This window comes from Nocardiopsis exhalans, assembly GCF_024134545.1.
GTDB lineage: Bacteria > Actinomycetota > Actinomycetes > Streptosporangiales > Streptosporangiaceae > Nocardiopsis > Nocardiopsis exhalans.
The window spans coordinates 6,317,368-6,344,176 of the sequence record NZ_CP099837.1 but is presented as its reverse complement, the minus strand read 5'-3'; the positions used below and the strand labels follow the sequence as shown (position 1 = coordinate 6,344,176).

At 70.3% G+C, this 26,809-nt stretch carries 27 protein-coding genes and 1 pseudogene; 14 read left to right on the top strand and 14 right to left on the bottom strand.

All coding sequences use genetic code 11. The annotated features are described in order from the left end of the window. Positions 1 to 79: 79 nt before the first annotated feature. Entirely contained in the window at positions 80 to 2,929 is a 2,850-nt protein-coding gene (gene secA, locus NE857_RS28090; RefSeq protein WP_254418372.1) for a preprotein translocase subunit SecA, read from the top strand. A gap of 65 nt (positions 2,930 to 2,994) precedes the next feature. On the opposite strand, the gene NE857_RS28085 is transcribed toward secA, so the two are convergent. The 3 genes from NE857_RS28085 to NE857_RS28075 form a co-directional block, all read right to left on the bottom strand. Continuing rightward, positions 2,995 to 4,131 carry an RNA polymerase sigma factor gene (locus tag NE857_RS28085; protein ID WP_254418371.1) on the bottom strand — a complete coding sequence of 379 codons (1,137 nt, stop codon included), beginning with the start codon at positions 4,129 to 4,131 and terminating at the stop codon, positions 2,995 to 2,997. A gap of 5 nt (positions 4,132 to 4,136) precedes the next feature. Next, positions 4,137 to 4,544, bottom strand: a complete 408-nt coding sequence (locus tag NE857_RS28080) for a YciI family protein (protein ID WP_254418370.1) — start codon at positions 4,542 to 4,544, stop codon at positions 4,137 to 4,139. Between the two features lie 187 nt (positions 4,545 to 4,731). Next, positions 4,732 to 5,775, bottom strand: coding sequence for an SIS domain-containing protein (locus NE857_RS28075; RefSeq protein ID WP_017583259.1), 1,044 nt, complete (start codon positions 5,773 to 5,775; stop codon positions 4,732 to 4,734). A 274-nt stretch (positions 5,776 to 6,049) separates the two neighbouring features. Between NE857_RS28075 and NE857_RS28070 the strand changes: the two genes are divergently transcribed. The 8 genes from NE857_RS28070 to NE857_RS28035 all read left to right on the top strand — a co-directional run bounded on the left by NE857_RS28070 (position 6,050) and on the right by NE857_RS28035 (position 13,325). Beyond that, the gene (locus NE857_RS28070; RefSeq protein WP_254418369.1) at positions 6,050 to 6,787 is read left to right on the top strand and encodes a GntR family transcriptional regulator; all 738 of its coding nucleotides are present in this window, start codon (positions 6,050 to 6,052) and stop codon (positions 6,785 to 6,787) included. Between the two features lie 47 nt (positions 6,788 to 6,834). Beyond that, positions 6,835 to 8,337: a PTS transporter subunit EIIC gene (locus NE857_RS28065; RefSeq protein ID WP_254418368.1), complete on the top strand. Its 1,503-nt coding sequence runs from the start codon at positions 6,835 to 6,837 to the stop codon at positions 8,335 to 8,337. Positions 8,338 to 8,470: 133 nt separating this feature from the next. After that, complete coding sequence (locus tag NE857_RS28060; protein ID WP_254418367.1) at positions 8,471 to 8,707, top strand: PTS sugar transporter subunit IIB; 237 nt, start codon at positions 8,471 to 8,473, stop codon at positions 8,705 to 8,707. Positions 8,708 to 8,813: 106 nt separating this feature from the next. Continuing rightward, the gene (locus NE857_RS28055) at positions 8,814 to 9,302 is read left to right on the top strand and encodes a PTS sugar transporter subunit IIA (RefSeq protein ID WP_254418366.1); all 489 of its coding nucleotides are present in this window, start codon (positions 8,814 to 8,816) and stop codon (positions 9,300 to 9,302) included. Between the two features lie 203 nt (positions 9,303 to 9,505). Next, positions 9,506 to 11,185 carry a glycoside hydrolase family 3 protein gene (locus NE857_RS28050; protein WP_254418365.1) on the top strand — a complete coding sequence of 560 codons (1,680 nt, stop codon included), beginning with the start codon at positions 9,506 to 9,508 and terminating at the stop codon, positions 11,183 to 11,185. Positions 11,186 to 11,351: 166 nt separating this feature from the next. After that, positions 11,352 to 12,008: an HAD family hydrolase gene (locus tag NE857_RS28045; protein WP_254418364.1), complete on the top strand. Its 657-nt coding sequence runs from the start codon at positions 11,352 to 11,354 to the stop codon at positions 12,006 to 12,008. Positions 12,009 to 12,116: 108 nt separating this feature from the next. Then, positions 12,117 to 12,569, top strand: a complete 453-nt coding sequence (locus NE857_RS28040; protein WP_254418363.1) for a DUF6912 family protein — start codon at positions 12,117 to 12,119, stop codon at positions 12,567 to 12,569. A 168-nt stretch (positions 12,570 to 12,737) separates the two neighbouring features. Further along, positions 12,738 to 13,325, top strand: a complete 588-nt coding sequence (locus tag NE857_RS28035; RefSeq protein ID WP_254422117.1) for a Uma2 family endonuclease — start codon at positions 12,738 to 12,740, stop codon at positions 13,323 to 13,325. Positions 13,326 to 13,357: 32 nt separating this feature from the next. On the opposite strand, the pseudogene NE857_RS28030 reads toward NE857_RS28035, so the two are convergent. From NE857_RS28030 to NE857_RS27980, 11 genes and pseudogenes are all read right to left on the bottom strand, one after another. Then, a pseudogene (locus NE857_RS28030) lies at positions 13,358 to 13,642 on the bottom strand (dihydrofolate reductase family protein); the annotation flags it as partial. A gap of 196 nt (positions 13,643 to 13,838) precedes the next feature. Continuing rightward, positions 13,839 to 14,411: a helix-turn-helix domain-containing protein gene (locus tag NE857_RS28025; RefSeq protein ID WP_254418362.1), complete on the bottom strand. Its 573-nt coding sequence runs from the start codon at positions 14,409 to 14,411 to the stop codon at positions 13,839 to 13,841. A 191-nt stretch (positions 14,412 to 14,602) separates the two neighbouring features. Continuing rightward, positions 14,603 to 15,262 carry a response regulator transcription factor gene (locus NE857_RS28020; protein ID WP_301184265.1) on the bottom strand — a complete coding sequence of 220 codons (660 nt, stop codon included), beginning with the start codon at positions 15,260 to 15,262 and terminating at the stop codon, positions 14,603 to 14,605. A gap of 17 nt (positions 15,263 to 15,279) precedes the next feature. Further along, complete coding sequence (locus NE857_RS28015) at positions 15,280 to 16,632, bottom strand: sensor histidine kinase (protein ID WP_254418360.1); 1,353 nt, start codon at positions 16,630 to 16,632, stop codon at positions 15,280 to 15,282. A 32-nt stretch (positions 16,633 to 16,664) separates the two neighbouring features. After that, complete coding sequence (locus tag NE857_RS28010) at positions 16,665 to 17,480, bottom strand: hypothetical protein (protein WP_254418359.1); 816 nt, start codon at positions 17,478 to 17,480, stop codon at positions 16,665 to 16,667. After that, on the bottom strand, positions 17,480 to 18,397 hold the full coding sequence (locus NE857_RS28005) for an ABC transporter ATP-binding protein (protein WP_254418358.1): 918 nt from the start codon (positions 18,395 to 18,397) through the stop codon (positions 17,480 to 17,482). Before NE857_RS28005 ends, NE857_RS28010 begins: the two co-directional genes overlap by 1 nt. 73 nt (positions 18,398 to 18,470) lie before the next feature. Next, positions 18,471 to 19,676: an ABC transporter permease gene (locus NE857_RS28000; protein ID WP_254418357.1), complete on the bottom strand. Its 1,206-nt coding sequence runs from the start codon at positions 19,674 to 19,676 to the stop codon at positions 18,471 to 18,473. Next, a complete protein-coding gene (locus NE857_RS27995) occupies positions 19,673 to 20,383 on the bottom strand; it encodes an ABC transporter ATP-binding protein (protein ID WP_254418356.1) in 711 nt (236 codons plus the stop codon). Before NE857_RS27995 ends, NE857_RS28000 begins: the two co-directional genes overlap by 4 nt. Further along, positions 20,380 to 21,498, bottom strand: coding sequence for a peptidoglycan-binding protein (locus NE857_RS27990; RefSeq protein WP_254418355.1), 1,119 nt, complete (start codon positions 21,496 to 21,498; stop codon positions 20,380 to 20,382). Before NE857_RS27990 ends, NE857_RS27995 begins: the two co-directional genes overlap by 4 nt. Before the next feature lie 65 nt (positions 21,499 to 21,563). After that, entirely contained in the window at positions 21,564 to 22,016 is a 453-nt protein-coding gene (locus NE857_RS27985) for a hypothetical protein (protein WP_254418354.1), read from the bottom strand. 152 nt (positions 22,017 to 22,168) lie between these two features. Continuing rightward, positions 22,169 to 22,750, bottom strand: coding sequence for an ATP-binding cassette domain-containing protein (locus tag NE857_RS27980; RefSeq protein WP_254418353.1), 582 nt, complete (start codon positions 22,748 to 22,750; stop codon positions 22,169 to 22,171). Between the two features lie 119 nt (positions 22,751 to 22,869). On the opposite strand from NE857_RS27980, the gene NE857_RS27975 reads away from it, so the two are divergent. Genes NE857_RS27975 through NE857_RS27955 form a run of 5 tightly spaced genes read left to right on the top strand, consistent with a single transcriptional unit; the run spans position 22,870 to position 26,722 of the window. Then, the gene (locus NE857_RS27975; RefSeq protein ID WP_254418352.1) at positions 22,870 to 23,130 is read left to right on the top strand and encodes a hypothetical protein; all 261 of its coding nucleotides are present in this window, start codon (positions 22,870 to 22,872) and stop codon (positions 23,128 to 23,130) included. Beyond that, positions 23,085 to 23,696: a class I SAM-dependent methyltransferase gene (locus tag NE857_RS27970; protein WP_254418351.1), complete on the top strand. Its 612-nt coding sequence runs from the start codon at positions 23,085 to 23,087 to the stop codon at positions 23,694 to 23,696. The genes NE857_RS27975 and NE857_RS27970 overlap by 46 nt, the downstream gene beginning before the upstream one ends. Next, positions 23,689 to 24,963, top strand: coding sequence for a M16 family metallopeptidase (locus NE857_RS27965; RefSeq protein ID WP_254418350.1), 1,275 nt, complete (start codon positions 23,689 to 23,691; stop codon positions 24,961 to 24,963). Before NE857_RS27970 ends, NE857_RS27965 begins: the two co-directional genes overlap by 8 nt. Continuing rightward, on the top strand, positions 24,960 to 26,243 hold the full coding sequence (locus NE857_RS27960) for a M16 family metallopeptidase (protein WP_254418349.1): 1,284 nt from the start codon (positions 24,960 to 24,962) through the stop codon (positions 26,241 to 26,243). Before NE857_RS27965 ends, NE857_RS27960 begins: the two co-directional genes overlap by 4 nt. Continuing rightward, positions 26,240 to 26,722, top strand: coding sequence for a hypothetical protein (locus NE857_RS27955; protein ID WP_254418348.1), 483 nt, complete (start codon positions 26,240 to 26,242; stop codon positions 26,720 to 26,722). The genes NE857_RS27960 and NE857_RS27955 overlap by 4 nt, the downstream gene beginning before the upstream one ends. Positions 26,723 to 26,809: the final 87 nt, after the last annotated feature.

Below are 26,809 nucleotides of genomic sequence, written 5' to 3'. Positions count from 1 at the left end.
GGGAAGCGGTCAGCGGGCCTAGATCTGACTCTCCGCCCCCGGGCGGAGCCAACCGCGATCTGCGAGGAGCGCATAGGAAGTGCCAGGCATACTCGACAAGCTCCTGCGCGCGGGTGAAGGAAAGATCCTGCGCCGGCTCAAGAAGTTGAAGGACCAGGTCAACGCGCTCGAGGACGACTACGTCGACCTCACCGACGAAGAGCTGCGCGACCTGACCCAGGAGTACAAGGAGCGCTACGAGGACGGGGAGTCCCTGGACGACCTGCTCCCCGAGGCCTTCGCGACCGTCCGTGAGGCGGCCAAGCGCACCCTGGGTCAGCGTCCCTTCGACGTCCAGATCATGGGCGCGGCCGCCCTGCACCTGGGCAACATCGCCGAGATGAAGACCGGTGAGGGCAAGACCCTGACCGGAAGCCTCGCGGTGTACCTCAACGCCCTGGCGGGCAAGGGCGCCCACGTCATCACGACCAACGACTACCTCGCCCGACGCGACGCCCAGAACCTGGGCCGCATCTTCCACTTCCTCGGGCTCGAGGTCGGCGTGGTCGGCCCCCAGATGACCGCTGAGGCCCGCCGCAACGCCTACAAGGCCGACATCACCTACGGAACGAACAACGAGTTCGGTTTCGACTACCTGCGTGACAACATGGCGCTCTCGCTCAAGGACACCGTCCAGCGCGAGCACTTCTTCGCCCTGGTCGACGAGGTCGACTCCATCCTCATCGACGAGGCGCGCACCCCGCTGATCATCAGCGGACCCTCCGAGCAGAACTCGCGCTGGTACGCCGAGTTCGCGAAGATCGCGCCCCGCCTGAAGAAGGAAACCGACTACGAGGTCGACGAGAAGAAGCGCACCGTCGGCATCACCGAGTCCGGTGTGGCCAAGGTGGAGGACTGGCTGGGTATCGACAACCTCTACGAGGCCGTCAACACCCCGCTGATCAGTTTCCTCAACAACTCCCTCAAGGCCAAGGAGCTGTACCGCAAGGACAAGGAGTACATCGTCAAGGACGGTGAGGTCCTCATCGTCGACGAGTTCACCGGACGCGTCCTTGCCGGTCGCCGCTACAACGAGGGCATGCACCAGGCCATCGAGGCCAAGGAGCGCGTCAAGATCAAGGACGAGAACCAGACTCTCGCCAAGGTCACGCTCCAGAACTACTTCCGCCTCTACGAGAAGCTCGCCGGCATGACCGGTACCGCCCAGACCGAGGCGGCGGAGTTCACCCAGACCTACGGCGTCGGTGTGGTCCCCATCCCCACCAACCGGCCTATGGTCCGAGAGGACCTCAAGGACGTCGTCTACAAGCACGAGGACGCCAAGTTCCAGGCCCTGGCCGAGGACATCGCCGAGCGCCACGAGGAGGGACAGCCCGTCCTGGTCGGTACGACCAGCGTCGAGAAGTCCGAACTCCTCTCCCGGATGCTCAAGCGCGAGGGCGTCCCGCACGAGGTGCTCAACGCGAAGAACCACGCGCGGGAGGCCTCGATCATCGCCCGCGCGGGCAAGCTCGGCGCCGTCACCGTGGCCACCAACATGGCCGGTCGCGGTACCGACATCATGCTCGGCGGCAACCCGGACTTCAACGCCAACGAGGAGCTCCAGAACCGGGGCCTGACCCCGCTGGAGACCCCGGAGGAGTACGAGGCCGCCTGGCCCGAGGCGCTGGAGAAGGCCACCGCGGAGTACGAGGCCGAGCACGAGAAGGTCGTCGAGGCCGGCGGTCTGTACGTGCTCGGTACCGAGCGCCACGAGTCGCGCCGCATCGACAACCAGCTCCGCGGCCGTTCCGGCCGTCAGGGTGACCCGGGTCTGTCCCGCTTCTACCTGTCGCTCCAGGACGACCTGCTGCGCCTGTTCAACTCCAGCCGTCTGGAGGTGTTCATGAACCAGCTGAACATCCCGGACGACCAGCCGATCGAGTCCGGCATGGTGAGCAAGGCGATCGCCTCCGCCCAGGGCCAGGTCGAGACGCAGAACTTCGAGATCCGCAAGAACGTCCTCAAGTACGACGAGGTCCTCAACCGCCAGCGCAAGGTCATCTACGCCGAGCGCCGCAAGGTCCTGGAGGGTCAGGACCTGCGCGACCAGGTCGTGGAAATGCTCGAGGAGGTGCTCCGCGGCTACGTCGTGGAGGAGACCGCCCAGGGCGACCCGGACGAGTGGGACCTCGACAAGCTCTGGCGGGCGTTCAAGCAGGTCTACCCGATCAGCTTCACCGTCGACGAGTTCATCGAGCAGAACGGCGAACTGCACACCCTGACCGGCGACCTCATCGCCACCCAGGTGGTCGAGGACGCCAAGGCCGCCTACGACGCCCGCGAGTCCGAGCTGGGCGAGGAGGCGATGCGCGAGGTCGAGCGCCGCGTCATCCTCCAGGTGATGGACCGCAAGTGGCGTGAGCACCTCTACGAGATGGACTATCTCCAGGAGGGCATCGGCCTGCGCGCGATGGCTCAGCGCAACCCGCTGATCGAGTTCCAGCGCGAGGGCTTCGACATGTTCCAGCAGATGCTGGAGGCCATCAAGGAGGAGTCGGTCGGCTTCCTCTTCAACGTCGAGGTCCAGGTCCGCAAGAAGGAGGAGCCCACGCTCACGGCCTCCGCCGCCGCGCAGACCGCCGCCGCGGTCGGCGGCGGCTCCACCGGTGCGACCGCTGTCGCCACCGCCGTGGAGGAGGACGCCGAGGCCGCCAAGGCCGACGCGCCCAGCGAGGAGGCGGAGAGTGCCGAGGACGTGGTGGTCCCCGGCTTCGGCGAGGACCAGCCGAGCCGGCTCCAGTACTCCGCGCCGAGCGAGGACGGCTCCGTCGAGAAGCACAGCGAGGCCGTGGACAACGAGTACGCGGGTACCGCCCGCAACGCTCCCTGCCCCTGCGGCTCGGGCAAGAAGTACAAGAAGTGCCACGGTGACCCCACCGCCAGGTAGCGGTTGAGGAGCACCGAGAACACGCGTGTGGGCGCGGTCCCCGAGGGGCCGCGCCCACACGCGTGTCAGCGCTGGTTGAGCCGGGCCGCCTGGCGGGTGAGGTGGTCGCGTTCGGCGAGGCTGCTGGCCTTGTGCGCCGCCTCGGCGTACAACCGGGCGGCCAGAGCCGGGTCTCCGTCGCGCTCGTGCAGGTGGGCGGCGACCGCCGTGTAGCGGGGGAGGGTCTCGTCCAGCTCCGCCAGGGCGGCCAGCCCGACGCGCGGCCCGTCGGCCTCGCCGACGGCCACCGCCCGGTTGAGCCGGACCACCGGGCTTTCGGTCAGCAGCGCGAGCTCGTCGTACCACTCGACGATCTGCGGCCAGTCCGTCTCCTCGGCCGTGGGCGCGTCGGCGTGCAGCGCTGCGACGGCGGCCTGGGCCTGGTACTCGCCCAGCCGGTCGCGGGCCAGGGCGGCCTGGAGGATCCCGACCCCCTCGGCGATCAGGCGGGTGTCCCACAGCCCGCGGTCCTGTTCGGCCAGCGGTACCAGGGCGCCGTCGGGCGTGGTCCGGGCGGCCCGGCGGGCCTGGTGCAGCAGCATGAGGGCGAGCAGCCCCGCCACCTCGGGGTGGTCGATCCCGGTGGCGAGCTGCCGGGTCAGCCGGATGGCCTCCGCGGCCAGGTCCACCTCGCCCGAATAGCCCTCGTTGAAGACCAGGTAGAGCACACGCAGCACGGTGGCCACGTCCCCGGGCCGGACCAGACGCTCCGCGGCGACGGTGCGCTTGGCCCGGCTGACCCGCTGCGCCATGGTCGCCTCGGGTACCAGGTAGGCCCGGGCGATCTGCCGGGTGGTCAGCCCGCCCACGGCGCGCAGGGTGAGCGCGACCGCGGACGAGGGCGTCAGCGACGGGTGGGCGCACAGGAAGTAGAGCCGGAGTGTGTCGTCCGCCGAGGACACCGGCCCGGGTTCGGGTTCCCCGTCGACGAGCTCCTCACGCCTGCGGCGGGCGCTCTCGGCCCGGGCCGAGTCCAGGAACCGGTGCCAGGCCACGGTGACCAGCCAGCCCTTCGGATCCCGGGGAGGGTCGTCCGGCCAGACGCGAACCGCCTCGACCAGGGCGTCCTGGACGGCGTCCTCGGCCGTCGCGAAGTCCGCTCCGCGACGGACGAGGACCCCGATCACCGCGGGGACCAGAGCCCGCAGCACGGCATCGTTCACCGGTACTACTCCGTGACGGTGGACGGCTCGGTCAGGAACGGTCGCAGTTCGAGCCACTCGTGGATCGGCTCCCCGTTCGCCCCGGGAGCGGCCGAGAGCTCACCGGCCAGATCAACGGCGCGCTCGTAGCTGTCGACGTCGATCAGCATCCAGCCCGCGATCAGGTCCTTGGTCTCGGCGAACGGGCCGTCGGTGACCGGGGGGCGGCCCTCGCCGTCGTAGCGGACGAACGTCCCCTCGGGGGCGAGCGCCTGGGCGTCCACGAACTCGCCGGTCTCCTTCAACCGGTCGGCGAAGTCGTTCATGTACTTCACGTGGGCCGAGATCTCCTCGGGCGCCCACCGGTCCATGGGCACGTCGTTGACCGCGACCGGGGCGCCTCGGTAGTGCTTGAGCAGCAGGTACTTGGCCATGATGTCTCTCCTCGGTGGCTCGTGCGAACCATGGTGGTCGCGTTCACTCCGGGGACGGAGCCGGCCACGGGTTCTCGACATCATCCGCTGAATTTCTTTCGGTACTTCCCTGTTCGGGTCCTTCCACACCGACGGCCCGGCACCGCGTGGGGGCGGTGCCGGGCCGTCGGGAACCCGGAGTCCGGGGTCAGGAGGTCTGCGTGACCTTGTTGAGGCCCCGGGGGACGTCGGGGTTGTAGCCCAGGCGGCGGGCGAGGCGTTCGGTGAGCAGCTGGGCGGGCACGATGAGGTTCATCGGCGACACCCATTCGGGCACGTCCGGGATCGGCACGGACAGGTCGCTCGCGGCGGCCAGGGTCGAACCGCCGCCGAAGCCGAACACCGGGGCGCCCGCGGAGCGGGCCCGCTCGGCGAGGGCGACCGTGCCCTCCAGGGTGGGGCCGCTGGGCGCGGCGACCAGCAGTGCCGGGGTGCGCGGGTCCACCACCGCGATCGGGCCGTGCAGCAGGTCGGCGTAGGACAGCCCCATGGCGTGCAGGTAGCAGGCCTCCTTGAGCTTGAGCGCCGCCTCCAGCGCCGTGGAGAAGGCCATGCCGCGCCCGGAGATCACCGCGCCCTGCACGGCGACCATCCGCTCCACGATCTCCTCCAGGGCGTCCGTGGGCGCGGCGAGGGTCTGCTCGATGCCCTCGGGCACCAGCTCCAGCTCCCCGGCGTCCAGGTCGGCGCCCAGTCCCAGGGCGAGGACCGCGAGCGCGGCCAGCTGTGTGTTGTAGGTCTTGGTGGCGGGCACGGCCAGCTCGTTCCCGGCCCGGGTGACCAGGGCGACGTCGGCCTCGGCGGCCAGCGGGGAGTCCGCGCCGTTGGTGACGCCCACGGTCCGGGCGCCGCAGTCAGCGGCCCAGCGCATGGTCTCGACGATCTCCTCGGTCTTGCCGGACTGGGAGATGGCCACGGCGAGAACGTCCGAAAGGTCGATCTTGGCGCCGTAGGCGGTCGCGATGGACGGGGAGCCCAGCGTGGCCAGGCGGCCGGTGTGCGCCTGGAGGAGGTAACTGCCGTAGACGGCCGCGTTGTCCGAGGAGCCGCGGGCGATGAACAGGACGTGCTTGGTGGTGCGGCCGAGCGCCTCGATCTCGCCGCGCAGCGGTAGCAGCTCGGCGAACGTGCGTCGCAGGGCCTCGGGCTGTTCGGCGATCTCGGAGCGCATCACGCTGGTCGTGGTGGTCATGCGGAGCCTTCCGGTGTGGGCGGGCGGTCCTGGGCATGCGCCGGGGGCCGCGTCGATCGTTCGTTGGCGGCCCGGAACTATCCCTCTGGCCAGCCACGATGCTGGTTCGCGCCGCGTGGCACAAGGAGGATTGACACGCGGGTCGAGCTATGGTCTAGTCCGGACTATACCAGTCAGAATCCGGCACGACCCGGCAAGCGTCAGATGTCGGGGCAGATGCCGCGCTAAGGTCTAACGCCAGCCCGAATCGCCGACCGAGAAGGCCGCCCGCACCATGTCGATCGACGCCAGCAACCCACTGCCCAAGTACGTCCAACTCCGCGACCTGCTGCTGGACTGGATCACCTCGGCCGGGCTGGGCGTGGACGACATGGTCCCCTCCGAGCGTGAGCTCAGCGCCACCTACGGCCTCTCCCGCATGACCGTGCGCCAGACCATCGACCTCCTGGTCGCGGAGGGCCGCCTGTACCGGGTCCCGGGCAAGGGCACCTTCGTGGCCCGGCCCAAGATCGAGATGTCCCTGGTGCTGGCCTCCTTCAGCGAGGACATGCGGGCCCGCGGCTTCGAACCGGGCGCCCGTGAGCTGATCCGGCAGGTCATCCCGGCCAGCGGGCACACCGCGCGCATGCTCGACATCGCCCCCGGCACCCTCGTCCACCACATCGAACGCATGCGTACCGCCGACGACGAACCCATGGCGGTCGAGCGCTCCAACATCCCCGCGGCCATGGTTCCGGGCCTGGAGGATCACGACCTCGCCGAACGGTCCCTCTACGAGGTCCTGGAAAACGAGTTCGACATCCTGTTGGATTCCGGAGAACAGACCATCGAGGCCGGGATCTGCGACTCGGCCGACTCCCGTCTCCTTGGCCTACCCGCTGGAAGCCCGGTGCTGGTCATGCAGCGCCGAAGCTTCGCCAAGGGACAGTGTGTGGAACTCGCGCTGTCCACCTACCGTGCTGACCGCTATCAGCTGCACTCCCGCCTCGATCCGCGGCGGCACGGCGACTGACGCCGAGCGCCCCCGGGGCGCGCGTCCGAGAGGGAGGACCCCCCACCATGTCGGACTCCACACCCGCCGAGGCCTCTTCGGCCTCCTCCACCGAGCCCGCACGCGCGGCCAAGCGCGGCTCCACGGCCCTGGCCCTGCTCCAACGGCTCGGCCGCAGCCTGATGATGCCGATCGCGGTCCTGCCCGCCGCCGCGATCCTGCTCCGCCTCGGCCAGGACGACCTCCTCGGCGCCGACGGCCTGGCCGGGCTCGACGGGATGGGCTGGATGCAGCCGGTCTCCGGCGCGGTCGGCACCGCCGGTGAAGCCATTTTCGAAGCTCTGCCGCTGCTGTTCGCCATCGGTGTGGCCATCGGCTTCGCCAAACGCGCCGACGGCTCCACGGCCCTGGCCGCCGTGGTCGGCTACCTGGTCTTCGACCGGGTCTCCACCTGGACGATGGTGACCTTCGACGGCGCCACCGGCGACATCGGCTCCCGGCTGACCAGCTACCCCCTGGCCACCGATCCGGTGACCAGGGAACCGCTCACCGACCCCGAGGCGGTCAACGCCGTCGCACCGGTGATCAACCACGCGATCAAGAACCCCACCGATGTGCTCGGCGGGATCGCGATCGGTCTGATCGCCGCCGTGCTGTGGCAGCGCTACCACCGCATCAAACTGCCCACCTGGCTGGGCTTCTTCGGCGGCCGCCGCTTCGTCCCCATCGTCACGGCCCTGGCCGGTCTGGGCATGGGCGTGGTGCTGGGCCTGCTCTGGCCGATCGTCGGCATGTGGATCCAGAACCTGGGTGAGGGCATCATCGGCGCGGGCGCGCTCGGCGCGGGTGTCTACGGGGTCATCAACCGCGTCCTGCTGCCGATGGGCCTGCACCACGTGGTGAACTCGTTCATCTGGTTCGTCTCCGGCACCCACACCGCCGACGACGGCACGGTCATCCACGGAGAGATCCCCCGCTACTTCGCCGGGGACCCGACCGCGGGCGGCATGCTGTCCGGCTTCTTCCCGGTGCTGATGTTCGGCCTGCCGGGCGCCGCGCTGGCCATCTGGCTGACCGCGTCCAAGGCCAGGCGGGCGCAGGTGGGCTCGCTCATGATCCCGGCGGCGCTGACCGCGTTCGTCACGGGCATCACCGAGCCGGTGGAGTTCGCGTTCATCTTCGTGGCCCCGGTGCTGTTCGCGGTGCACATCGTGCTCACCGGTATCTCCATGGCACTGATGAACGCCCTCGACGTCCAACTGGGCTTCGGCTTCTCAGCGGGCCTGATCGACCTGTTGCTGAACGCCACGAAGGACAACACCCAAGGGCTGGGGATCCTGTTGTTGTTCGGGGCGTTCTACTTCCTGGTCTACTTCGGGGTCTTCTACCTGCTGATCACGAAGCTGGACTTCCCGACCCCGGGACGTGAACGCGACGAGGAAGAGCTCGCCACGGCCGCTCCGCACGCCGCCCCGGCCACCGCCGGCGGCACGACGGAACCCGGCCCCGACGCCCCGCCCGGCAAGGACTCCGGGGGCAAGCCCGACGGAGACCCCGGCCGCACCGTCTGACATCCGGTTCCCGGCGCCGATCGACCGCACCGCCGAACTGGCCACCGCGCCGACTCTGGCGTGTGAGTCACGCCACCCCTAAGCTCGGCTGAGACCCCCGGGTCGCGTGACCCGGGTAGAGCACGGAGGGCACATGGCGGACAAGGCAGCGGCGATCGTCGCCGGGCTGGGCGGCGCGGCCAACATCGAGGACATCGAGGCCTGCATCACCCGGCTGCGCACCGAGGTCAGCGACCCGGCACTCGTGCGGGAGGCCGATCTCAAGGCGGCGGGCGCGCACGGTGTCCTCGTCTCGGGCAGGGTCGTCCAGGTCGTGGTCGGCCCGGAGGCGGATTCCCTCACCGACGACATCCGGGACCTGCTGGAATAGCCCGTCGGACCGTCCCGGACGGGCGGGCCGGAGAAAGTCAGGCCTTTGTGCTCTTCTGGCCAGCCCTTTTCCGGGTTAAGTCCCGCCCCGAGGGAAGACCTCCCTCATGTCAGACGTGAACCGTGCGCTGCGCGTACTCTCCCCCGTCCCCGGAACAGCCATGTCCCTGGAGACGGTGCCGGACCCCGTGTTCTCCCAGAGCATGGTCGGCCCCGGTGTGGCGGTCCATCCCGAACCGGGCCAGGAAGGCGGCCAGGAGTCCTGGCACGAGGCGGTCGCCCCCATCGCCGGGACCCTGGTCAAGCTCCACCCGCACGCCTACGTGGTCATGGCCGCCGACAACCGGCGCGGTGTCCTCGTCCACCTGGGCATCGACACCGTGCAGCTCGCGGGCGAGGGGTTCACCCTCCTCGCCGAGGAGGGGTCGCAGGTGGCGGAGGGCACCCCGGTGGTGCGCTGGTCACCCGGCATGGTGGCCTCCCTGGGCAAACCTTCGGTTGTGCCCGTGGTGGCCCTGGACGCCGAACCCGGCGCCCTCTCCGAACTCGCCTGCGGCGCGGTCGAGCCGGGGGAGGTGCTGTTCGTCTGGGAGTGACCTTCCCCGACCGGAGCGATCTTTCCGGTCTCACCGAGGCGGCTCCGCCCGCTCCTCAACGCGTCTGGGCGGGCCCGACCTGATCCCGGATTCCCATCCGGGGCCCCACCGTGGTCAGCACCACGGCGGGGTGTGTCCCGCCCGGTCGCGCGACCGGGTATTCTCCGCCCGCAACCAGCGATTCGGCGGAGATGAAGTCCCATATGCGACCGTCCGTTCCACGTGCCCTGGCCCCGGCCTGCGTGGCCCTCACCCTGATCACCACAGCCTGTTCCACATCCGAGGAGGTGGACCCCTCGACCGAGAACGACGAGACGAGCCCCGGCGCCACGGCCGAGCCCTTCGAGCCGGTCCTGGCGCCCCAGCTGCTCGCGGACATGGACCTGGACGACAAGATCGGCCAGCTCCTGGTCCTCACCGCGCAGGGAACCACTGCCGCCGACAACGCCGCGATGATCGAGGCGCACCGCCCCGGCGGCATCATCTACTTCGACGCCAACCTCAACGACGCCGAGCAGATCGCCGAGATGTCCTCGGGCGTCCAGGACCTGGCCGCCGAACAGGGGCAGGGCGTCCCGCTGTTCCTCAGCATCGACCAGGAACAGGGCCTGGTGGTCCGGATGCCCGTGGGCACCCTGTTCCCGGACGCCATGGCGGTCGGCGCCACCGGTGACACCGAGCTCGCCGCCCTGCGCGCCGCCACCACCGCCGACGAGCTCACCGCCGTCGGCATCAACATGAACTACGCGCCCGACGCCGACGTCAACACCGACCCCAACAACCCGGTCATCGGGATCCGCTCCTTCGGTTCCGACCCGGAGCTGGTATCGGAGATGGTGCTCGCCGAGGCCGCCGCCTACGCCGAACACGGCGTGGCCCCGGTGGTCAAGCACTTCCCGGGCCACGGGGACACCGACGTCGACAGCCACACCGGGCTGCCCGTCATCGACCTGCCGCGCGCGACCTGGGAGGCCGAGCACCTGCCTCCCTTCCAGGCCGCCGTGGACGCCGACGTGGACGCCATCATGACCGCCCACGTGCTCATGCCGCAGCTGGACACCGACGAGGACCCGGACCCGGCCACGCTGTCCCCGGCGATCATCGACGGCATCCTGCGCGAGGAGCTCGGCTACGACGGAGTGGTCACCACCGACGCCCTCAACATGGAGGGCGTGCGCCAGCGCCACGCCGACGGCGAGATCGCCGTGCGCGTGCTGGAGGCCGGGGTGGACCAGCTGCTCATGCCGCCGGACCCGGGCGCCGCGGTCTCCGCGATCCGCGAGGCGGTCGAGAGCGGCCGCCTCACCGAGGAGCGTATCGACCAGTCGGTGCTGCGCATCCTCACGCTCAAGGAGAAGCGCGGGATCCTCGAGGGTGAGTCCGCCGACCCGGCCGAGGCCGCCAAGGCCCTGGAGGACCCCGAGCACGCCGAAGCCGCCCAGCGGGTGGCCGACGCCTCCGTGACCCTCGTGCGCAACGAGGGGGACTTCCTGCCGCTCGCCGAGGGCACACGCGTGCGGGTCCAGGGTGTGGGCGCGGACCGGATCTCCCCGGCCCTGGCCGACGCCGGGCTGGAGGTCGTGGACAGCGGCGAGGAGGTGCTCGTGGTGGGCACCAACGGCGCCCGCGGTTCGCAGGAGCAGCAGGGCATGGTCTCCGCGGGCGAGGCGGCGGGCACACCGGTCGTCGTGGTCGCCCAGGGCGGCCCCTACGACCTGGAGGCGTTCCCCGAGGTGGCGGGTTACATCGCCCTGTACTCGGCGGTGGAGGTCTCCCGGGTGGCCGCGGCCAAGGCGATCGCGGGGGAGATCAACCCCTCCGGGAAGCTGCCGGTGGACATCCCCGGCGCCGACGTGAGCTCGGGGACCGGGCTGGGCTACTGAGTGCCGGACTGCTGAGAGTTCGGTTTCCGGTGCTTCGCGTGCTTCGCGAGTTCCACGAAGATTGAACCGGGCGGGGAACGGGAAGAACCGTTCCCCGCCCGGTCCTTCGCAAGCCCGAAGAGCCGGGCGGGTGGTCCCTACGGCGATCACCGAAGGAGGCGATCGGATGACCGGCACCCGACGAGGGGTCATCTCCGACTGGGGCGGTGTACTCACCCCACCCCTGCCCGACGGAATCCAGGCCTGGCTCAGGGCCGACCGCATCGACATCGACCACTACTACGAGGTCATGCGCCCCTACTTCGACGGCAGCGTGCCGGACAACCCCGTGCACGCGCTGGAGCGGGGCGAGATCGACACCCGGGAGTTCGAGCGCGACCTCGCCGCCCTGCTGCGCTCCACCCACGGCGGCCCGGTGCGGGCCGAGGGTCTCATCGAGCGCATGTTCTCGAACTTCGACCCGGTCCACGACATGTACGAAACCCTGCGCCACGCGCGGGGGAGCGGGCACGGCACCGCGCTGCTGTCCAACTCCTGGGGCAACGGCTACCCCCGCGAGCACTTCGCCGCCACCTTCGACACGGTGGTCATCTCCGGCGAGGTGGGTATGCGCAAGCCCGAGGAACGCATCTACCTGCACACCTGCCGGAGCCTCGGTCTGGAGCCCGAGGAGTGCGTGTTCATCGACGACCTGGCACACAACATCGAGACCGCCGAGTCCCTGGGTATGACCGGCATCCTGCACGCCGACGTGGAGAGCACCCGCCGGGAGCTGTCCCGTTTCCTGGCCTCCGAGGGCGAACGCGAACGCCAGCCGGCCTGATCCGGGCCTGATCTCGGCCTGGCCCCGACCCGGTCGGCGGGGCGCCGGTCCGGTCACCTCGGGTTCTTTGGGAAACTCGTAGGGACCCGACCGCGCCCTGGAGTGCCCATGTACGTCTTCCTGCCCAGCACCGTCCCCGCCCTGGCCGCCCTGCTCGACACGGGCCGCCTGGAAGGCGAGTCCCTCACCGCCTTCACCGCTGACCAGGGACCCGACGGCGACGCCGAGGAGGCCGAGTACGACGCCATGTACGCGGCCGCCGAGGCCTCGCTCGGACTTCTCACCGAGGACCCCGAAGCACCCCGCCGTCGCGTGGTGCTGGCCGCCGAGATGCCCGACCACATCGTGGAACACGAGGCCCGCCACGCTGACGGCGTCGCCCGGGTCAAAGTTCTGGGGGGCGTGCCCTACAAGAAGCTCAAGTCCGCCCACGTGGACGACGCCGACGCGGCCCCCGACATCGCCGAGGCCGCCGCGGACCCGGCCTCCGAAGCCGCCAGAGACCACGAACTCATGTGGTTCGCCGTCCAGGAGCTCCGCTATCTCGTGGAGGGGGCCTGAGGGCCCTGCCGCACACCTTCGAGGTCCCGGGGAAGGCGGAGCGTGGATCCGGCACCGATCATCGACCGCACCGGCCCGCCGTCCCGGGTTCTTCGGCAAACCCGCCGGTAACCGGGGAACCGCGCTGGATACTGGCCCTCATGCAGCTGAGGAGGCAGTATGTCTGTCATGAGCATCCGGGACACGGAAGCATCCGACCAGCCCCTGAACGTCGACGACCTGGCACGTATGCCGGACGACGGGCGGCGCTACGAGTTGGTCGAGGGGAAGCTTGACGTGTTTCCGGCCCCTGTCTTCGACCACACGTGTGTGGTCTCCCGCCTGACCTACCATCTCACCGCGGAAGCCCCCGACGAGTTCACCGTCCTCACCGGCCCCGGCGTCAACTTCAACGCGGACCGGACCCACCACCGGATCCCCGACCTGGCGGTCATCCGCGCCGACGCCGCTGAACGCCCCTACCTCACCAAGCCGCCGCTGCTGGCCGTGGAGATCCTTTCTCCCGAGAGCGTGCTCCGCGACAGCAACACCAAGCGCGCCGAGTACGCCGACTTCGGGATCGAGTCCTACTGGATCGTCAATCCGCACCCGGACAAGGTCGGCATCAGCGAGATGCGCCTGGAGAACGGCCAGTACCGGGACATCACCCAGGTCTATGGGGAGGACGTCTTCGAAACCGAGCTGCCCTTCCCGATCCGGATCGTCCCGCACTGGCTCGTCGCCGACGGCCCCTGGAAGAAGCACATCGGAGGCTGAACCACCCCGCCCGGCGAGCGGGGTGGCGAGGGTCAGCGCCTCCAGAACAGGTGGTGGGTGGCCCCGCTGGTGCTCGGCACCGCCTCGTGATGGAAGCGGTCGTCCAGTTCGCCGGGGCTCTCCCACAGCCGTTCGCCCCGACCGAAGTCGACGGGCGCGACGGCGATGTGCACCGTGTCGACCAGGTCGGCCTCCAGGAACTGCCGGATGGTGGCGACACCGCCGCCCAGGCGCACGTCCCTACCGTCGGCCGCCTCCTTCGCGCGCTCCAGCGCCTCGGCCGGTGTCGCGTCGAGGAAGTGGAAGGTCGCGTGGGAAAAGCCCATCACGTAGTCACCCGCCCCGATAGGGCGGTCATAGGTGCCGCTGGCGGACGTTTATGCGGGTTGCCCAAGGTCGGGTAGAACGGCGCGGCTCGCAGGAGCTCCGCTACCTCATCGAGGAGCAGCACCGGGAGTAGCCCCCGGGGCGGACCTCGAAAGTAGCCGCGGCCCCGGACCGAAGACCAGGACGTCACATACGCGAGGCCAGGACCAGGACCACCGACACGGTCGTCACCAGGAGCAGGAGAAGACAGACCGTGGCGATGACCAGGACCTGCCACAGCCGCCGTTCCAGGTGTTCCACGCGGCCCCTCATGCTCTCGGCCGGACTCGACCACACCCTGCTGCCCAAGGGGAGCACCTGCTCGGCCTCCTCCATCAGCTGTCTCCGCCTTTCCGGGAGGGTATCGACCGCCCCGGGCCCTTCGCCGCCGCGCGAGTTCACCATGGAGGGGCGTTCGCGACCGGATCCGTTCCTCTCCCGGATCTCCTGCTCGTCCAGTTCCCGGGCGACGCGCCGCCAGCGCTCCTCCCACTGATCCACGTCGCCTCCGCAACTGCGGACGTAGGCCAGGCAGACGTCCAGCGAGGGGAGGCGCTCACCCCGGGCAGCGGTCGAGAGCGTGGTGTTGGAGAAACCGGCTACCTTGGCCAGCTGCCGGTAGGTGAGATTCCCGGATCGGCGCCGGAGCTGCCTGAGGTCGTAGGCGAAGCTCTCCACAGGCCCCTGCCGGGGGTCGAGAGGCCTTTCGGGTCTAGACATCAATCCACCTTTTCGAACAAGAGAACTCAAGCGATTCTTCATGCGCGGAGAGGAAGTGCAGACAGCGTCCAGGTTGGCCGAGACGTGTGTGAGCGCTGGGGCAGGGCACCCGGTTACCCCGGGTGCAGGGGGCCGGAGGCTCCGGTCGACCGGCCGCCTGAGAGAGCTTGAACACTGAATGGTCCCGGTGACTACCGTCCGGGAGTCACGATCTTGGCGTCATAGGCGAAGATCACCGCTTGCACCCTGCTCCGTAGGCTCAACTTCGGCATCAGCTTGCTGATATGCGTCTTCACCGTTGCCTCGGCCATGTGCAGTCGCTCACCGATCTCGGCGTTGGAGCGGCCGTTGGCGAGTTCGACGAGGACTTCGCGCTCGCGCCCGGTGAGCAGATCGAGCTTGCGCTGGACCTCGTCACCGGCACCGGAGCCCGCGGCCCCCCGGGACAGCTGCGGGGTGACGATGTCGAGCAGGCGACGGGTCAGCGCCGGTGCGACGATCGCGCCGCCGCTCAGGACAGCGCGCACGCCCGCCAGGAGCTCCTCGGGCCGGGTGTCCTTCAGCAGGAACCCGCTGGCCCCGGCGAGCAGGGCCGGGTGCGCGTACTCGTCGAGGTCGAACATGGTGAGGATGAGTACACGCACGTCCGGGTACCCCTCGATGATCTTATCGGTCGCTTCGATGCCGTCGGTTCCCGGCATCCGGACGTCCATCAGCACCACGTCGGGGCGCAGGGCCGCCACCTGACGCACTGCGGCTTCGCCGTCGCCGGCCTCTCCCACGACCTCCATGTCGGGCTCGGACTCCAGGATCATGCGCAGCCCTGTCCTCTGGAGCGGTTGATCGTCCACCAACAGGACCCTGTGCCTCACAGCGCCTCCGCCTCGCCGGTGGTCCTGTGCACGGGTACCTCCGCGTACACGGTCCACCCGCCGCCCGGTACGGGGCCGAACCGGATCTGTCCGCCCTGGATCTCGACCCGCTCCTCGAGACCGGTGAGCCCTGAACCCATCTCGGAGCGCCCCCCGGTGCCGTCGTCGCTCACCCTGATCCTCACCCGCTCGTCCGTCCCACCGATGTTCACCTCGGCCCGGGCTCCGGGCCCGGCATGCTTGCCCACGTTGGTCAGCGACTCCTGGACCACGCGGTACACACAGAGCCGGACGTGGTCCGGCAGACGGTTCAGGTCGCGCTCACACTCCAGGGACACGTCCATGCCGCTGGCCCGGACCCGCCCCACGAGCTCCCCCACGTCCCTGGTGTAACGCTGTCCCTCGTCGTCACTGCGAAGTAGTCCTAACACATCTCGGACCTCGCTCAGGGCTGAGCGGCCGGTCTCGGCCACTGTTGCCATGGTCTCGCCCGCGCGTTCCGGATGGGTGCGCGCCAGTCGGGAGGCGCCGTCGCTGAGCGAGACCATGACCCCCAGGCTGTGCCCCACCACGTCGTGCAGCTCTCGGGCGATCCTGGTCCGCTCAGTCTCCTTGGCCAGACGTGAACGCTGGTCGCGCTCTACGCGCAGCCGTTCGGCATCGGCCCGGGCGGCCGCCAACGCGTTGCGCCGGTCCCGGACCACCAGGGCGAGAACCCCGGTGACCAGAGCGATCACCACCATGGCCAGGGAGGTGAGGAGCTGGACCAGCACCGCCACGAACACCGCTAGCTCCTCGTTGAGGCCCTCGGCGAGGTCCGGCGGCAGGTCGCCCGGCTGGAGCGTGGTCACCACGGCCCAACCGACGATCAGGAACGACGCGCCCAGCCCCCAGCCCAGCGGCCGTCGCACGACCACGTGGTAGAAGGCGACGAAGACCCCCAGCTCTCCGCCCACGTGCGCATCCATCAGGAGGGTGGGCAGGAGGGCCAGGAACAGGACGACGACGAAGACGGTCAGAGGCCGGTCCATGCGCGCCATCAGGGACAGGCACAACAGCAGGTGCGCCGCCAGGAGAAGCGGAGAGGGGCCGTAGTTGGCCAGCAGCAGCGGAAGACCGAGGACGAACAACGCCGCCGGGAGAACGAAGGCGGTCGCCCACGATGTCCGCCGCGCAGCCCGCTCGTCCCGCACGAACCCTTCGCCGTTACCTTCCGCCAGCGTCTCGCCGGTCCCCACCTCCGCCGTTCCCGCATCGCCGCCCCCACCCGGGAAGCTGTTCCCGCTCGGGACGTCTCCCCCTGATCTGAGCACGGTTCTGCTCTTCGAGCTACCGGTGTCCGTCGCCATGACTGCCCCTCATCCCCTCCTGCCTCGAAACCTCAGCGGATGTCCCGGCGGGACAGGACCGCCCACGCGGCCACCAGGGCCATGATGATGTAGATGCCGAAAACCAGGGCTCCGGTTCCGGCGTTCAGGACCGCGTCCGGGGTCGTGACCTTCATCAGTCGGCTGCCCGCGTCGGCGGGCAGGAACGCCTCCACCGTCTCGCGGGCAGACACGGGCAGCACCAAGGGGAGCATCGGGAGCACGAACAACAGCACGAACACCACCCCGATACCGCCCGCCGTGTACCGCACGAGTGCCGCCGCGGCCAGACCGAGCAGGGCGATGCCTGTCAGGTAGATCCCGGTTCCCAGCAGCGCTCGGACCACCACGGCGTCCATGGGCCAGGCCGTCCCCAGCAGGGACTCCAGCGGTTCCCGGGCGACCAGGAAGGCGGTGAACGCCGTGGGCACCATGACCGCGAAGGTCGAGAGCCCCAGGGCGGCCGCCTTGGCCAGGAAGAGCCGGCCCCGGCGGGGAGCCGCCACCAAGGTCGATCGGATGAGCCCGGAGCCGTACTCGGTGCTGAGCGCCATGACGCCCACACAGGCGACCGCCATCTGCGCCAGCCCCACCCCGCTGAGGGTCAGGTGTGTGGGATCGAGGAATGCGTCGATGGGCGGCATCCCCCCGTCCGCGTCCATCCCGGCCACCAGCACCGCCGCATAGCCGAATCCCACGACCACGATCGCGGTGACCGCGTACAGCACGGTCGTCTGCGGCATCGACCACAACTTGAGGAACTCGGCGAAGAACTGCCCGCCCCAGGTCAGTCGGGCCCGGTCGAGCCGCTCCCCGGTCTGGACCACCATCACAGCCCGCCTCCCTTCGCGGAGCCGCGGTACTCGACGGCATCCTGCGTCAACTGCACGAACGTCTCTTCCAGTGATCGGCCCTGCGGTAGGACCTCGAACACCTCGATGGCCTGTTCGGCCGCGGTGAAGGCGATGCCGTCCCGGCTCACACCCGACACGTCCAGGGTGCGAGCGCTGAGCTGCGAGCAGTCGCCGCCGTCCGCACGCAGGGCTCGGGCCAGGAGCAGCGCGTCCGAGCAGGTCACCCGGAACACCCTTCCCCTGCCGGTGAACTCCGCCATGGTGGTGTCGGCGATGAGCTCGCCGCGGCCGATCACGAGAACCCGATCGGCCAGCTCCGACATCTCCGAGAGCAGGTGCGAGGAGACCATGACGGTGCGGCCCTCACCCGCGACCCCCTGGAGCAGGTCGCGCAGCCAGCGGATGCCCTCCGGGTCGAGCCCGTTGAAGGGCTCGTCCAGGATCAGGGTGCCGGGGTCGCCGAGGAGCGCCGTGGCCAAGCCGAATCGCTGCCGCATACCGAGGGAGAAGCCCCCCGCCCGTTTGGTGGCGACCTCGGAGAGCCCCACGATCTCCAGGACCTCGTCGACGCGTCTCCTGGAGATCCCGTGGGTGAGCGCCAGCGCCCGCAGATGGGTACGCGGGCTGCGCCCGGGGTGGTAGAAGGAACTGTCCAGGAGGGCCCCGGCCACCCGCATGGGCGCGGCGTGACTCACGAACGGGGCGCCCGCGATCGTTGCCCGGCCTTCGGACGGGCGGTCCAGTCCGACCAACATTCGCATGGTCGTGGACTTGCCGGCGCCGTTGGGACCGAGGAACCCGGTCACGTATCCGGGTCGTACCGTGAAGGTCAGGTCACTGACCGCGGTGCGGTCCCCGAACCTCTTGCTCAGCCCTTCGGCCTGAATCACCATGCCTGCCTCTTCCGCTCTCTGCCAGTCACCTGTCACTCCTCCTGCGCCGCCGTGCCGGGCGCTCTCCGCGGGGTCAGTTCGCGGCCAGTGCCTCTGTCGGGGCCAGCAGGGAGGCCCGCACCGCCGGGTAGAGGCCCGCGGCGCACCCGATGAGCAGCGTCGCTCCGATCCCCAACCCCACGGCCCAGACCGGCAGTGTGGGGGACCAGCCCTGGGTGAGGGAGTAGACGGCCGTCACGCCCGCTCCCAGCAGGGTCCCCGCGGCCCCTCCCAGTAGGGACAGCAGCAGGGACTCGGCCAGGAACTGGGCGCGGATGTCCCCCCGGGTGGCGCCCAGGGCACGGCGCAGACCGATCTCCTGACGGCGCTCCAGTACGGAGATCACCATGGTGTTGGCCACCCCGACTCCGCCGACCAGGAGGGAGACCCCGCCCAGACCGAGCAGCATGGCCGCGAGTGTGGCGTCGACCGCCTGCTGGGCCTCCAACGCCTCCGACGGACGCGAGACCTCGACCTCGCCCGGGTTCTCGGGGTTGGCCGAGGCGGCCAGGACCTCACGGACCTCCTCGACCTGGCCGGGGGCGACCCGGGTGTAGATCGTCGTGACGTCCCCTGAGGAGCCCAGGGCCGACTCGGCGATCGGCCACCCGACCAGGGCCGCGGTCTCCAGCTCGGGGGCGAGGAGGACGGGTTCGAGCACACCGGTCACGGTGAACCACTGGTCGCCGAGCCACACCCGCTGGCCCACACCGTCGGCGCCGATTCCCAGGCGATCGGCCGCACGGGAGCCCAGGACCACGGTCGGTAGCTGGGCCGAGCTCGTGTTCAACCACTGTCCGGTGGCCATCTCCAGGCCGACCCGTTCCCTGAGTTCCAGGTCGGTGGCGATCACCGCGATACTGCCGGTCCGCTCGGGCGGGATGAGGTCGCTGCGGTAGACGCTCGCGTCGAGCCGGCCGACGGCGACGGTCGACTCGACCGGGGGCAGCCGGTCGATCATCGCGACGGCCTGGTCGGGCAGGACGGACCGCTCGCCCAGCAGGTTCTCGCCGGGGCCGGCCCGGAGCAGGTTGGTGCCCAGGGCGTCGAGCCGGTCGTTCAGCTCCGACCTGCTGGACTCGGAGATGCCCACCACCGAGATGAGGGCGGCGATTCCGATCGCGATGCCCAGAGCGGAGAGCACCACCCGGGTCGGCCTGGAGCGCAGGCCGCCGGAACCGACCCTGAACAGGTCGGCCAGGCCGAGTCGGCGGGTGCGCGGAAGCGGTCCCGGGCTCACGCGGGCACCTCCGTCACGCCGCTGTCCCGGACGACCCGGCCGTCCAGGATCTCCACCTTGCGGGGCAGACCCTCGGCCAACTCGCGGTCGTGCGTGATGATGACGACCGTGGAGCCCGAGGCGTGCAACTCCCGCAGCAGCTTCATGACCTCGGTCCCGGAGGAGGAGTCCAGGTTGCCCGTGGGCTCGTCCGCCAGGAGGACCACGGGGTCCCCCACCACGGCCCGGGCGACGGCGACGCGCTGGCGTTCGCCACCGGACATCTCGTGCGGACGGTGCCCGGTCCGGTGTCCCAGACCGACCCGCTCCAGCGCGACCCTGGCCTGCTCCAGACGTTCACGGTGGGGGGTTCCGGCGTACAGGGCTCCGTCGGCCACGTTGTCGAGCGCGCTGACCCCACGGGCCAGGTGGAACTGCTGGAACACGAACCCGATGCGCGCGGCCCGCAGTGCCGACAGCTCGCGATCGCTCAATTGCGCGACGTCGTGCCCGTCGAGCCGGACCGTCCCGGAACTGGGCAGGTCGAGGGTGCCGATCAGGTTGAGCAGGGTGGACTTGCCCGAGCCCGAAGCGCCGACGATGCCGACCAGCTCACCGCGGGCGATCTCCAGACTCACATCACGCACCGCGTGCACCCCGCCGGGGTAGCGCTTGGCCACCGAGTCGAGTTCGATGACGTTTCCGGTGGCGTTTCCGACGCTGTTCATCCCGGGACCCCCACCTTCTCGCCCTCGGCCAGCGAACCGCCGCTGACCTCGACGAGGTCGTCGGCGAACACACCGGTCTCGACCGCCACGTACTCGGTGGCGCCCGCTTCGGTGACCCGCTGGACGCCGTGCCCGCCCTCCCTGAGCGCGACCAGCGATTCGACGGGTACGGCGAGCACGTCCTCGGCCCGGCCGGTCTCCAGGAGCACCCGTACCGGGGCGATCTCGTAGTCGCCCAGTTCCTCCTCGTCGATCACGGTGATCACCAGACGGACGGTGGCGTCGTCCAGGGAGTCACCGCCGTCGGGGACCTCCACCACGGAACCCAGCTCGGACACCTCGGCCTCGAGCGTCCGCCCGTCTGGCAGTTCCACCTCGACCTCGGCGTCCTCGTCGACGAGGTGGCGGCGGCGTACCTCCAGGTCGACGCTGACCGTCCGGGTGGTACGGGTGAGCTCCATGATGTCGCCACCGGTCGGCGAACCCAGATCGGCCGTGATCTCACCGACCCGCACCGCCCCCGTGGACACGAAGGCGTCCTGAGGCGCCACCCGGCCGGTCTGCTGGACCCCCAGATCCTTCTGCCAGCGGCGGACCGCCTGCGCGGTCGCCCACGTGTAGTGGTTGTCCTCGGTGAACCCGGTGTACCCCAGCTCGACGAGGTTGGCCTCCAAGACGGCCACGTCCGGGCCCCTGGATCCCGCGGAGAGCTCCCGGAAAAAGGGCGTCTTCCCGTACAACAGCGGGCGGGGTCGGTTGTCCGCCCGGTAGAGGGTCTCCCCGCGTCGGACGACATCCCCCGAGGAGGGGAGCCAGGTGACCGTGCCCTCGGCGCTCGCGCTGGGCACGGTTCCCACGGGCTCGTAGTCCAGTGCCCCGTCCACCTGCTCGGTACTGACCAGCGTGGTCCGCACGACCTCGGCCGTGTCCGGCGTGGCCGCCAGGCCTTCGTCGGTGTCGCTGGTGGCCGTGGCGTAGGCGACGGTCCCGGAGAGCCCGAGCACCACCACGGTGACACCCGCCCCCCACGCGATGCGCCGGCGTCGACGACGCGGCGCCTGCGGCTCGGGGCTCCGGGCGTTCTCCTCCTCGGCCTCTCCCGACGGCTCGGTCATCTGCCCTGGCTCCCTCATCTACCCCGGCTCCCTCTCGTGTGAACCCCGGCTCTGGTGAACTCCGGTCAGCACGCGGCGTCGGCGGCCGCGTAGTCGTCCCCGGTCACGTCGACGCCGTCCAGGTCCAGGGACCCGTCGGGGCCGGGGTCGGGCATGTCCACGCCCTCCTCACGCATGCACTCGGCCCATACGCGTAGCTCCTCCACGGTCTCCTCGTCCAGCTCGAGCTCCCCTGTGGGCATGAGGTCCTCGCAGGCCTCCATAGCGGCCATCAGCGTCTCCCCGTCCACGTCGAGGTCCGCGGGGGCGCCCGCACCCTCCTCGGGCATCTCGACGCCGTGTTCGCGCATGCACTCGTCGTAGGCCACCAGCTGCTCGGCGGAGTCCTGTGCGCTGTCGGCTCCCTCGGCCGCACCGCCGGCGGAGGGGACTCCCTCGGTGTCATCGGACGAACAGGCTGCGGTGGCGGCCAGCAGCGCGGTCGCTGCGGCGACCATCGTGATACGGCGGAGGGTCATGTGGTCTCCTTGGTCGTGCTGTCGGGGGCTCTCCTCCGACACCACCGAAGTTACGGAGCGCGACGCCGCCGCCCCATACATCCGAAGTAGCCGACCGCCGCGCCCGGCTACACCAAAAGTCGTAGCCGCAACCCTGTGTGCCGGTCAGGGGCTCAGACCGGGGTGCGGCTCCGCCCGGAACCGCTCTGTTCGCCGTCGGAGAGCGGACCGGAACCCTTGGGGGAGAGCCGACCGGCATCCACGAACTGGGTGTGTGCGAGCCTCCGGTACAGGTCGTCCGAGTCGAGCAGACTCCGGTGGTCGCCCACGGCGCGCACCCGACCCTCCTCCAGGACCACGATCCGTTCTGCCTCCACGACGGTGGAGAGCCGGTGCGCGATGAGCAGGACCGTGCATTCCTGTTGAACCTCCTGAAGGGTCTGCCGGAGCGCCTCCTCGTTCACCGCGTCCATGTGCGAGGTGGCCTCGTCCAACAGCAGGACCCGGGGGCGCCGCAGCAGTGCGCGCGCGATGGCCATGCGTTGGCGCTCTCCGCCCGAGAGCGAGGTGCCCCGGCTGCCCACCTGGGTGTCCAGTCCGTCGGGCAGGCCGGCGACGAACTCGGTCAGCCGGGCCTTGGCGACCACACACCGGACCTCCTCGTCATCGGCTTCCGGCGCACCGTAGGTGAGGTTGTCCCGCACGCTCCCGGCCAGGACCGGTGTCAGGTCCTGGCCGAGGCCCTGGTCGCGCACCGGACAGCAGGGGGAGCACGGGGCGGTCTCGACGAGACCGTCGCGAGGGCCCTCGTCGACGCCCGTATCGACCCGACCGACCCATCGGTCAACCTGACCAGCGACACATGGAGGAACCCGTGACCGACGTGACTGACATGACCGATGCGGACATCAGCGACGTGGACATGAGCGACACCGGTCCGATCGTGGACGACCTCGAGATGAGCGGCCACTACGGCGACGGCATGGCCGACGTCTACGACCTCGTCTACCCGGAGACGCCCGACGCCCTGGAGTGCGCCTCGTTCGTGGCCTCTCTGTGCCCCGAGGGGGCACGGTACTGGAGATGGGCGTGGGTACGGGCAGGCTCGCCCTGCCCATCGCCGCGCACGGGCTGACCGTGCACGGGGTGGACGCCTCTGAGCGGATGCTCCAACGCCTCGCCGAACGCGACACAGACCAGCTCGTCCGTGCTCACCACGCCACCTTCACCACGCTCGACCTCGACCTGCGTTTCGACACCGTGCTCGCCGCCTACAACGCCCTGTGCTGCGCGCCCGCGCAGGAGGAGCAGTTGGAGGTCATGCGTAACATCCGGCGGCACGTCCGGGACGGAGGTCACGTGGTCATCGAGACCTACGATCCCCAGATCCACCTGACCGGCCCCGACACCGCGACCAGCGTCAGGCCGCTGGGCCCCGGCCGGGTCATGTTCGAGTCCACCCAGGTGGTGCCCGCCACCCAGACGGTCTTCATGACCAGTGTGCTCCTGACCGGGGGCGCCCCGGACGTGACCGTCGGTTTCATGCGCTACGTGTGGCCCTCGGAGATCGACCTCATGGCTCGCGCCGTCGGCCTGGAACCGGTGGGCCGCTACGCGGGGTGGGGGAGAACCGAGTACACCGGCAACGGCCAGATGTGCGTGTCGGTGTACCGGGCGGTGGGTGAGCCCGGCCGTGCCTGACCTCGACCCCCTCGCCGTGGGCCTGTACCGAGAGACCCTGGACAACGGGGTCCGGCTCGTGGTGCTTCCCGTGCCCCGGCCCGCTCCCGTCGCGGTCACCGTGGCGGTCCGGGCCGGCTCGCGTGACGAGCCCGCCGACGCCAACGGCCTCGCGCACCTGGTGGAACACCTCATGTTCGCCCGGGCCGGGAGCGCGGCGGGGCACGTGGGGCGGATCGAGGCACTGGGCGGTTCGGTCAACGCCGTCACTCATCCTGACCTCACCGAGTACTCCAGCCTCTGCCCACCGGAGGTGTTCGAGCACGTCCTCGACCTGGAAGGCCGACGTATGTGCTTTCCCGAGATCTCCGAGGAGGCCCTGCGCCGGGAGATGCCCGTCGTCCGGGCGGAGATCGCGGACACGATGGCCCGGTCCCATGGCGGCTTCCCCTGGGCACTGCTGCCGGCGGCCCTGGAGGGGTACGACACGGTTCCGCCGCACGGCAACCCCGCTCACCTGGAGCGACTCGGCCTGGAGCACGCGGACCGGTTCCACCGGACCTACTACACGGCACCCCGGGTCACTGTCACGGTGGTCGGCGAGGTGGCGGCCCCGGCCGTGGCCGACCAGGTGAAGCGAGTCTTCGGAGCTCTTCCGACGAAGCCGTTGGGCGGGCCCCCGGTGTGCGGCCCTTCCGCGCGACGGACACCGGAGCGGGGGCACTTCGTGGAGCAGCGGTCGAGGGGGGTGAACACCCCGGAGTTCGCTGTGGTCGTCCCCCTACCCACCCGTGACCCCGACTCCCACGCGCCGTACAGCGTCGTCGCCGCCCTGCTGTCCGGGCGCGCCACCCGGACCTGGCGCGAACACCTGCCGACGCTGTCGGCGGTCTCCGCCTCCTGTGGGTACAACGGTCGCTTCCCCGCGGGGCCGGGTACCGACCTGCTGGTCGTGCGCGCGCGTTCGTCCTCGGTCGACGCCGCCCGACAGATGCCGGAGCTCCTGCGCGGCGAGCTCCTAGGGCTGGCCGAGCAGGGGCCCCGACCCGAGGAGCTTCGCCGGTGCGTCGCGGCCCTCACCCTGCGCCACTTCCGTGAACGCGACGACGTGCGCGCCGCCGCCGAGGCCCTGGCCCGAGCCGAGGCGCTCTGGCGAGCGGCCGACAGCCACCTGGCTCGGCCCGGAAACCTGGCCGCGGTGACCGGGGACAGGGTCAGGGAAGCGGCGCGCGACCTGATGGAACGTCCACACGGAACGGTCCTTCTGCACGGCGGTGAGGCCGCGTGAGCAGCACTGCCCCGGCTTCCGGTGACCACCGCCGGGTCCGCTCCCACCGCGGCCTCGTGTGCCACGATCTGATCCTGTCCAACGGCCTCCGTCTGCTGGTCCTGCCCACCTGTGGAGTGCCGACGGTCGAGGTGCGCCTGAACCTGCCGTTCGCGCGGCACCGGCGGTCGGACGCCGCCGCCATGGAGCTGTTGAGCGCCACGGTCATGGCCGCCGGGGGGCACGGGGTCGCCGAACGCCTCGCCGACCACGGCGGGGAGTGCGAGGTCATGGTGGACCCGGAGAATCTGACCTTCTCCGCGGGCGCTCTCGTCACCGGTCTGCCGGACATCCTGGACACCCTGGCCACCGCCCTGGGGAGTCCTGACTACACCGTCGACCAGCTCGACCGCGCCCGCGGGAGACTCCTGCGAGGCAGGCCTGCGGAGGCGACGGAGTCACCGGGGGCACGGGTCTGGGGCCCGCCCGCTCCGGCACCTGCCGGGGAGCTCCTGGACGTCACACCGGACGAGGTGGGCGGGGTCCATCGCAAAGTGCTTCGCCCGCAGGGTGCGGTGCTGTGTGTCGCGGGCGACGTGGATGTCGACGCGGTCGTCACGTCGGTGAAGGCGACATTCGGAGTATGGACGGGACCGTCGGGCGAAGCGCCGCGGCTGGACCTGCCGCCCCGCCGGTTCCCGGAGCCCTCCGTCGTGGAGAGGTCCGGCGACCGGGACAACGGGACGGGCCTGTTCCTGGAGGCGCCCTCGGTGCCCCTGCGCCATCCGGACCACGCCGCGCTGCACCTGGCCAACCTCATGGTCGCGGGCTGTTTCCCCGGGCGGCTCGTGCAGGCCCTGCGGCAGCGGGAGGGGCTCGCCTACTCCGTCCGCTCCACGATGCACAAGCTGCGCAGGTCCGACTGGATCTCGATCTCCTGCTCCGGCCCGTTCACCGACCCGGCCGAGCTCATGGAGACGACCAGGGTGACCCTGACGGAGCTGGCCGACCGCGGCCCGCGCCCCGGTGAGCTGGACGCCGTCCGCCGCTACGCCGTCGGGGTCAACCGGACCGCGGCGCGCGGAACCGGTTCACTCGCCCACGCGGTCACCGCCTACGCGGCACACGGGGTCTCCCCGCTCTGGATGCTCGCCGCCGGCGAGCGCTATGCGGGTGTCACCGAGGACGACGTCCACCGTGTGCTCCGCTCCCACTTCACCCCGGACCGCTTCGGCGGCGTACTCACGACCGGCCGACCGATGTCCGTGAAATCCGGAAACACCGAAGGAGTCAACTCATGAACGTTCGCATGCCCGGCACGTTGAAGGCCGCTCGGGTCATCATGGCCGTCTACTGCGTCCTGGGAGTCCTGGCGACGGGGCTGGGTGTGGTCGCCCTGCTCTTCGCGGCGGATCTGAGTGAGAACTTGCAGGAAGATCCCGCGGCCCAGGAGATGCTCACCGCGGAGGAACTCGAGCAGCTGTCCGCGCAGAACCCGACAGTGAACCTGGTGCTGGGCATCGTGGTCCTCGCCGTGTTCCTGGCGGCCACGTTCCGGCTCGGTCGGGGCGGTGGGACGGCGCAGCTGCTGGTCCGGCTCGCCGCGGCCGCCAGTCTTCTGTCCGCCCTGGTCACGTTCACGGTGGGGGGAGGGTTCGGCCTGGGAGTCGTGCTCTCTGCCGGCCTGGCCGTGCTGCTCCTGGCCCTCAACGAGGTCCGGGCCTCGCGCGAGTGGTTCGCGCAGACCGGGCAGACGGGCCGGACAGAGGTTCGGCCCTGATCGGTCGGTCCACCTCGAAGGGGTCCAGCGTCGCGGTGCCGACGGCGGACCCCTTCGGAGTTCGTGCCGTTCTTCGCTTTGTTGTTT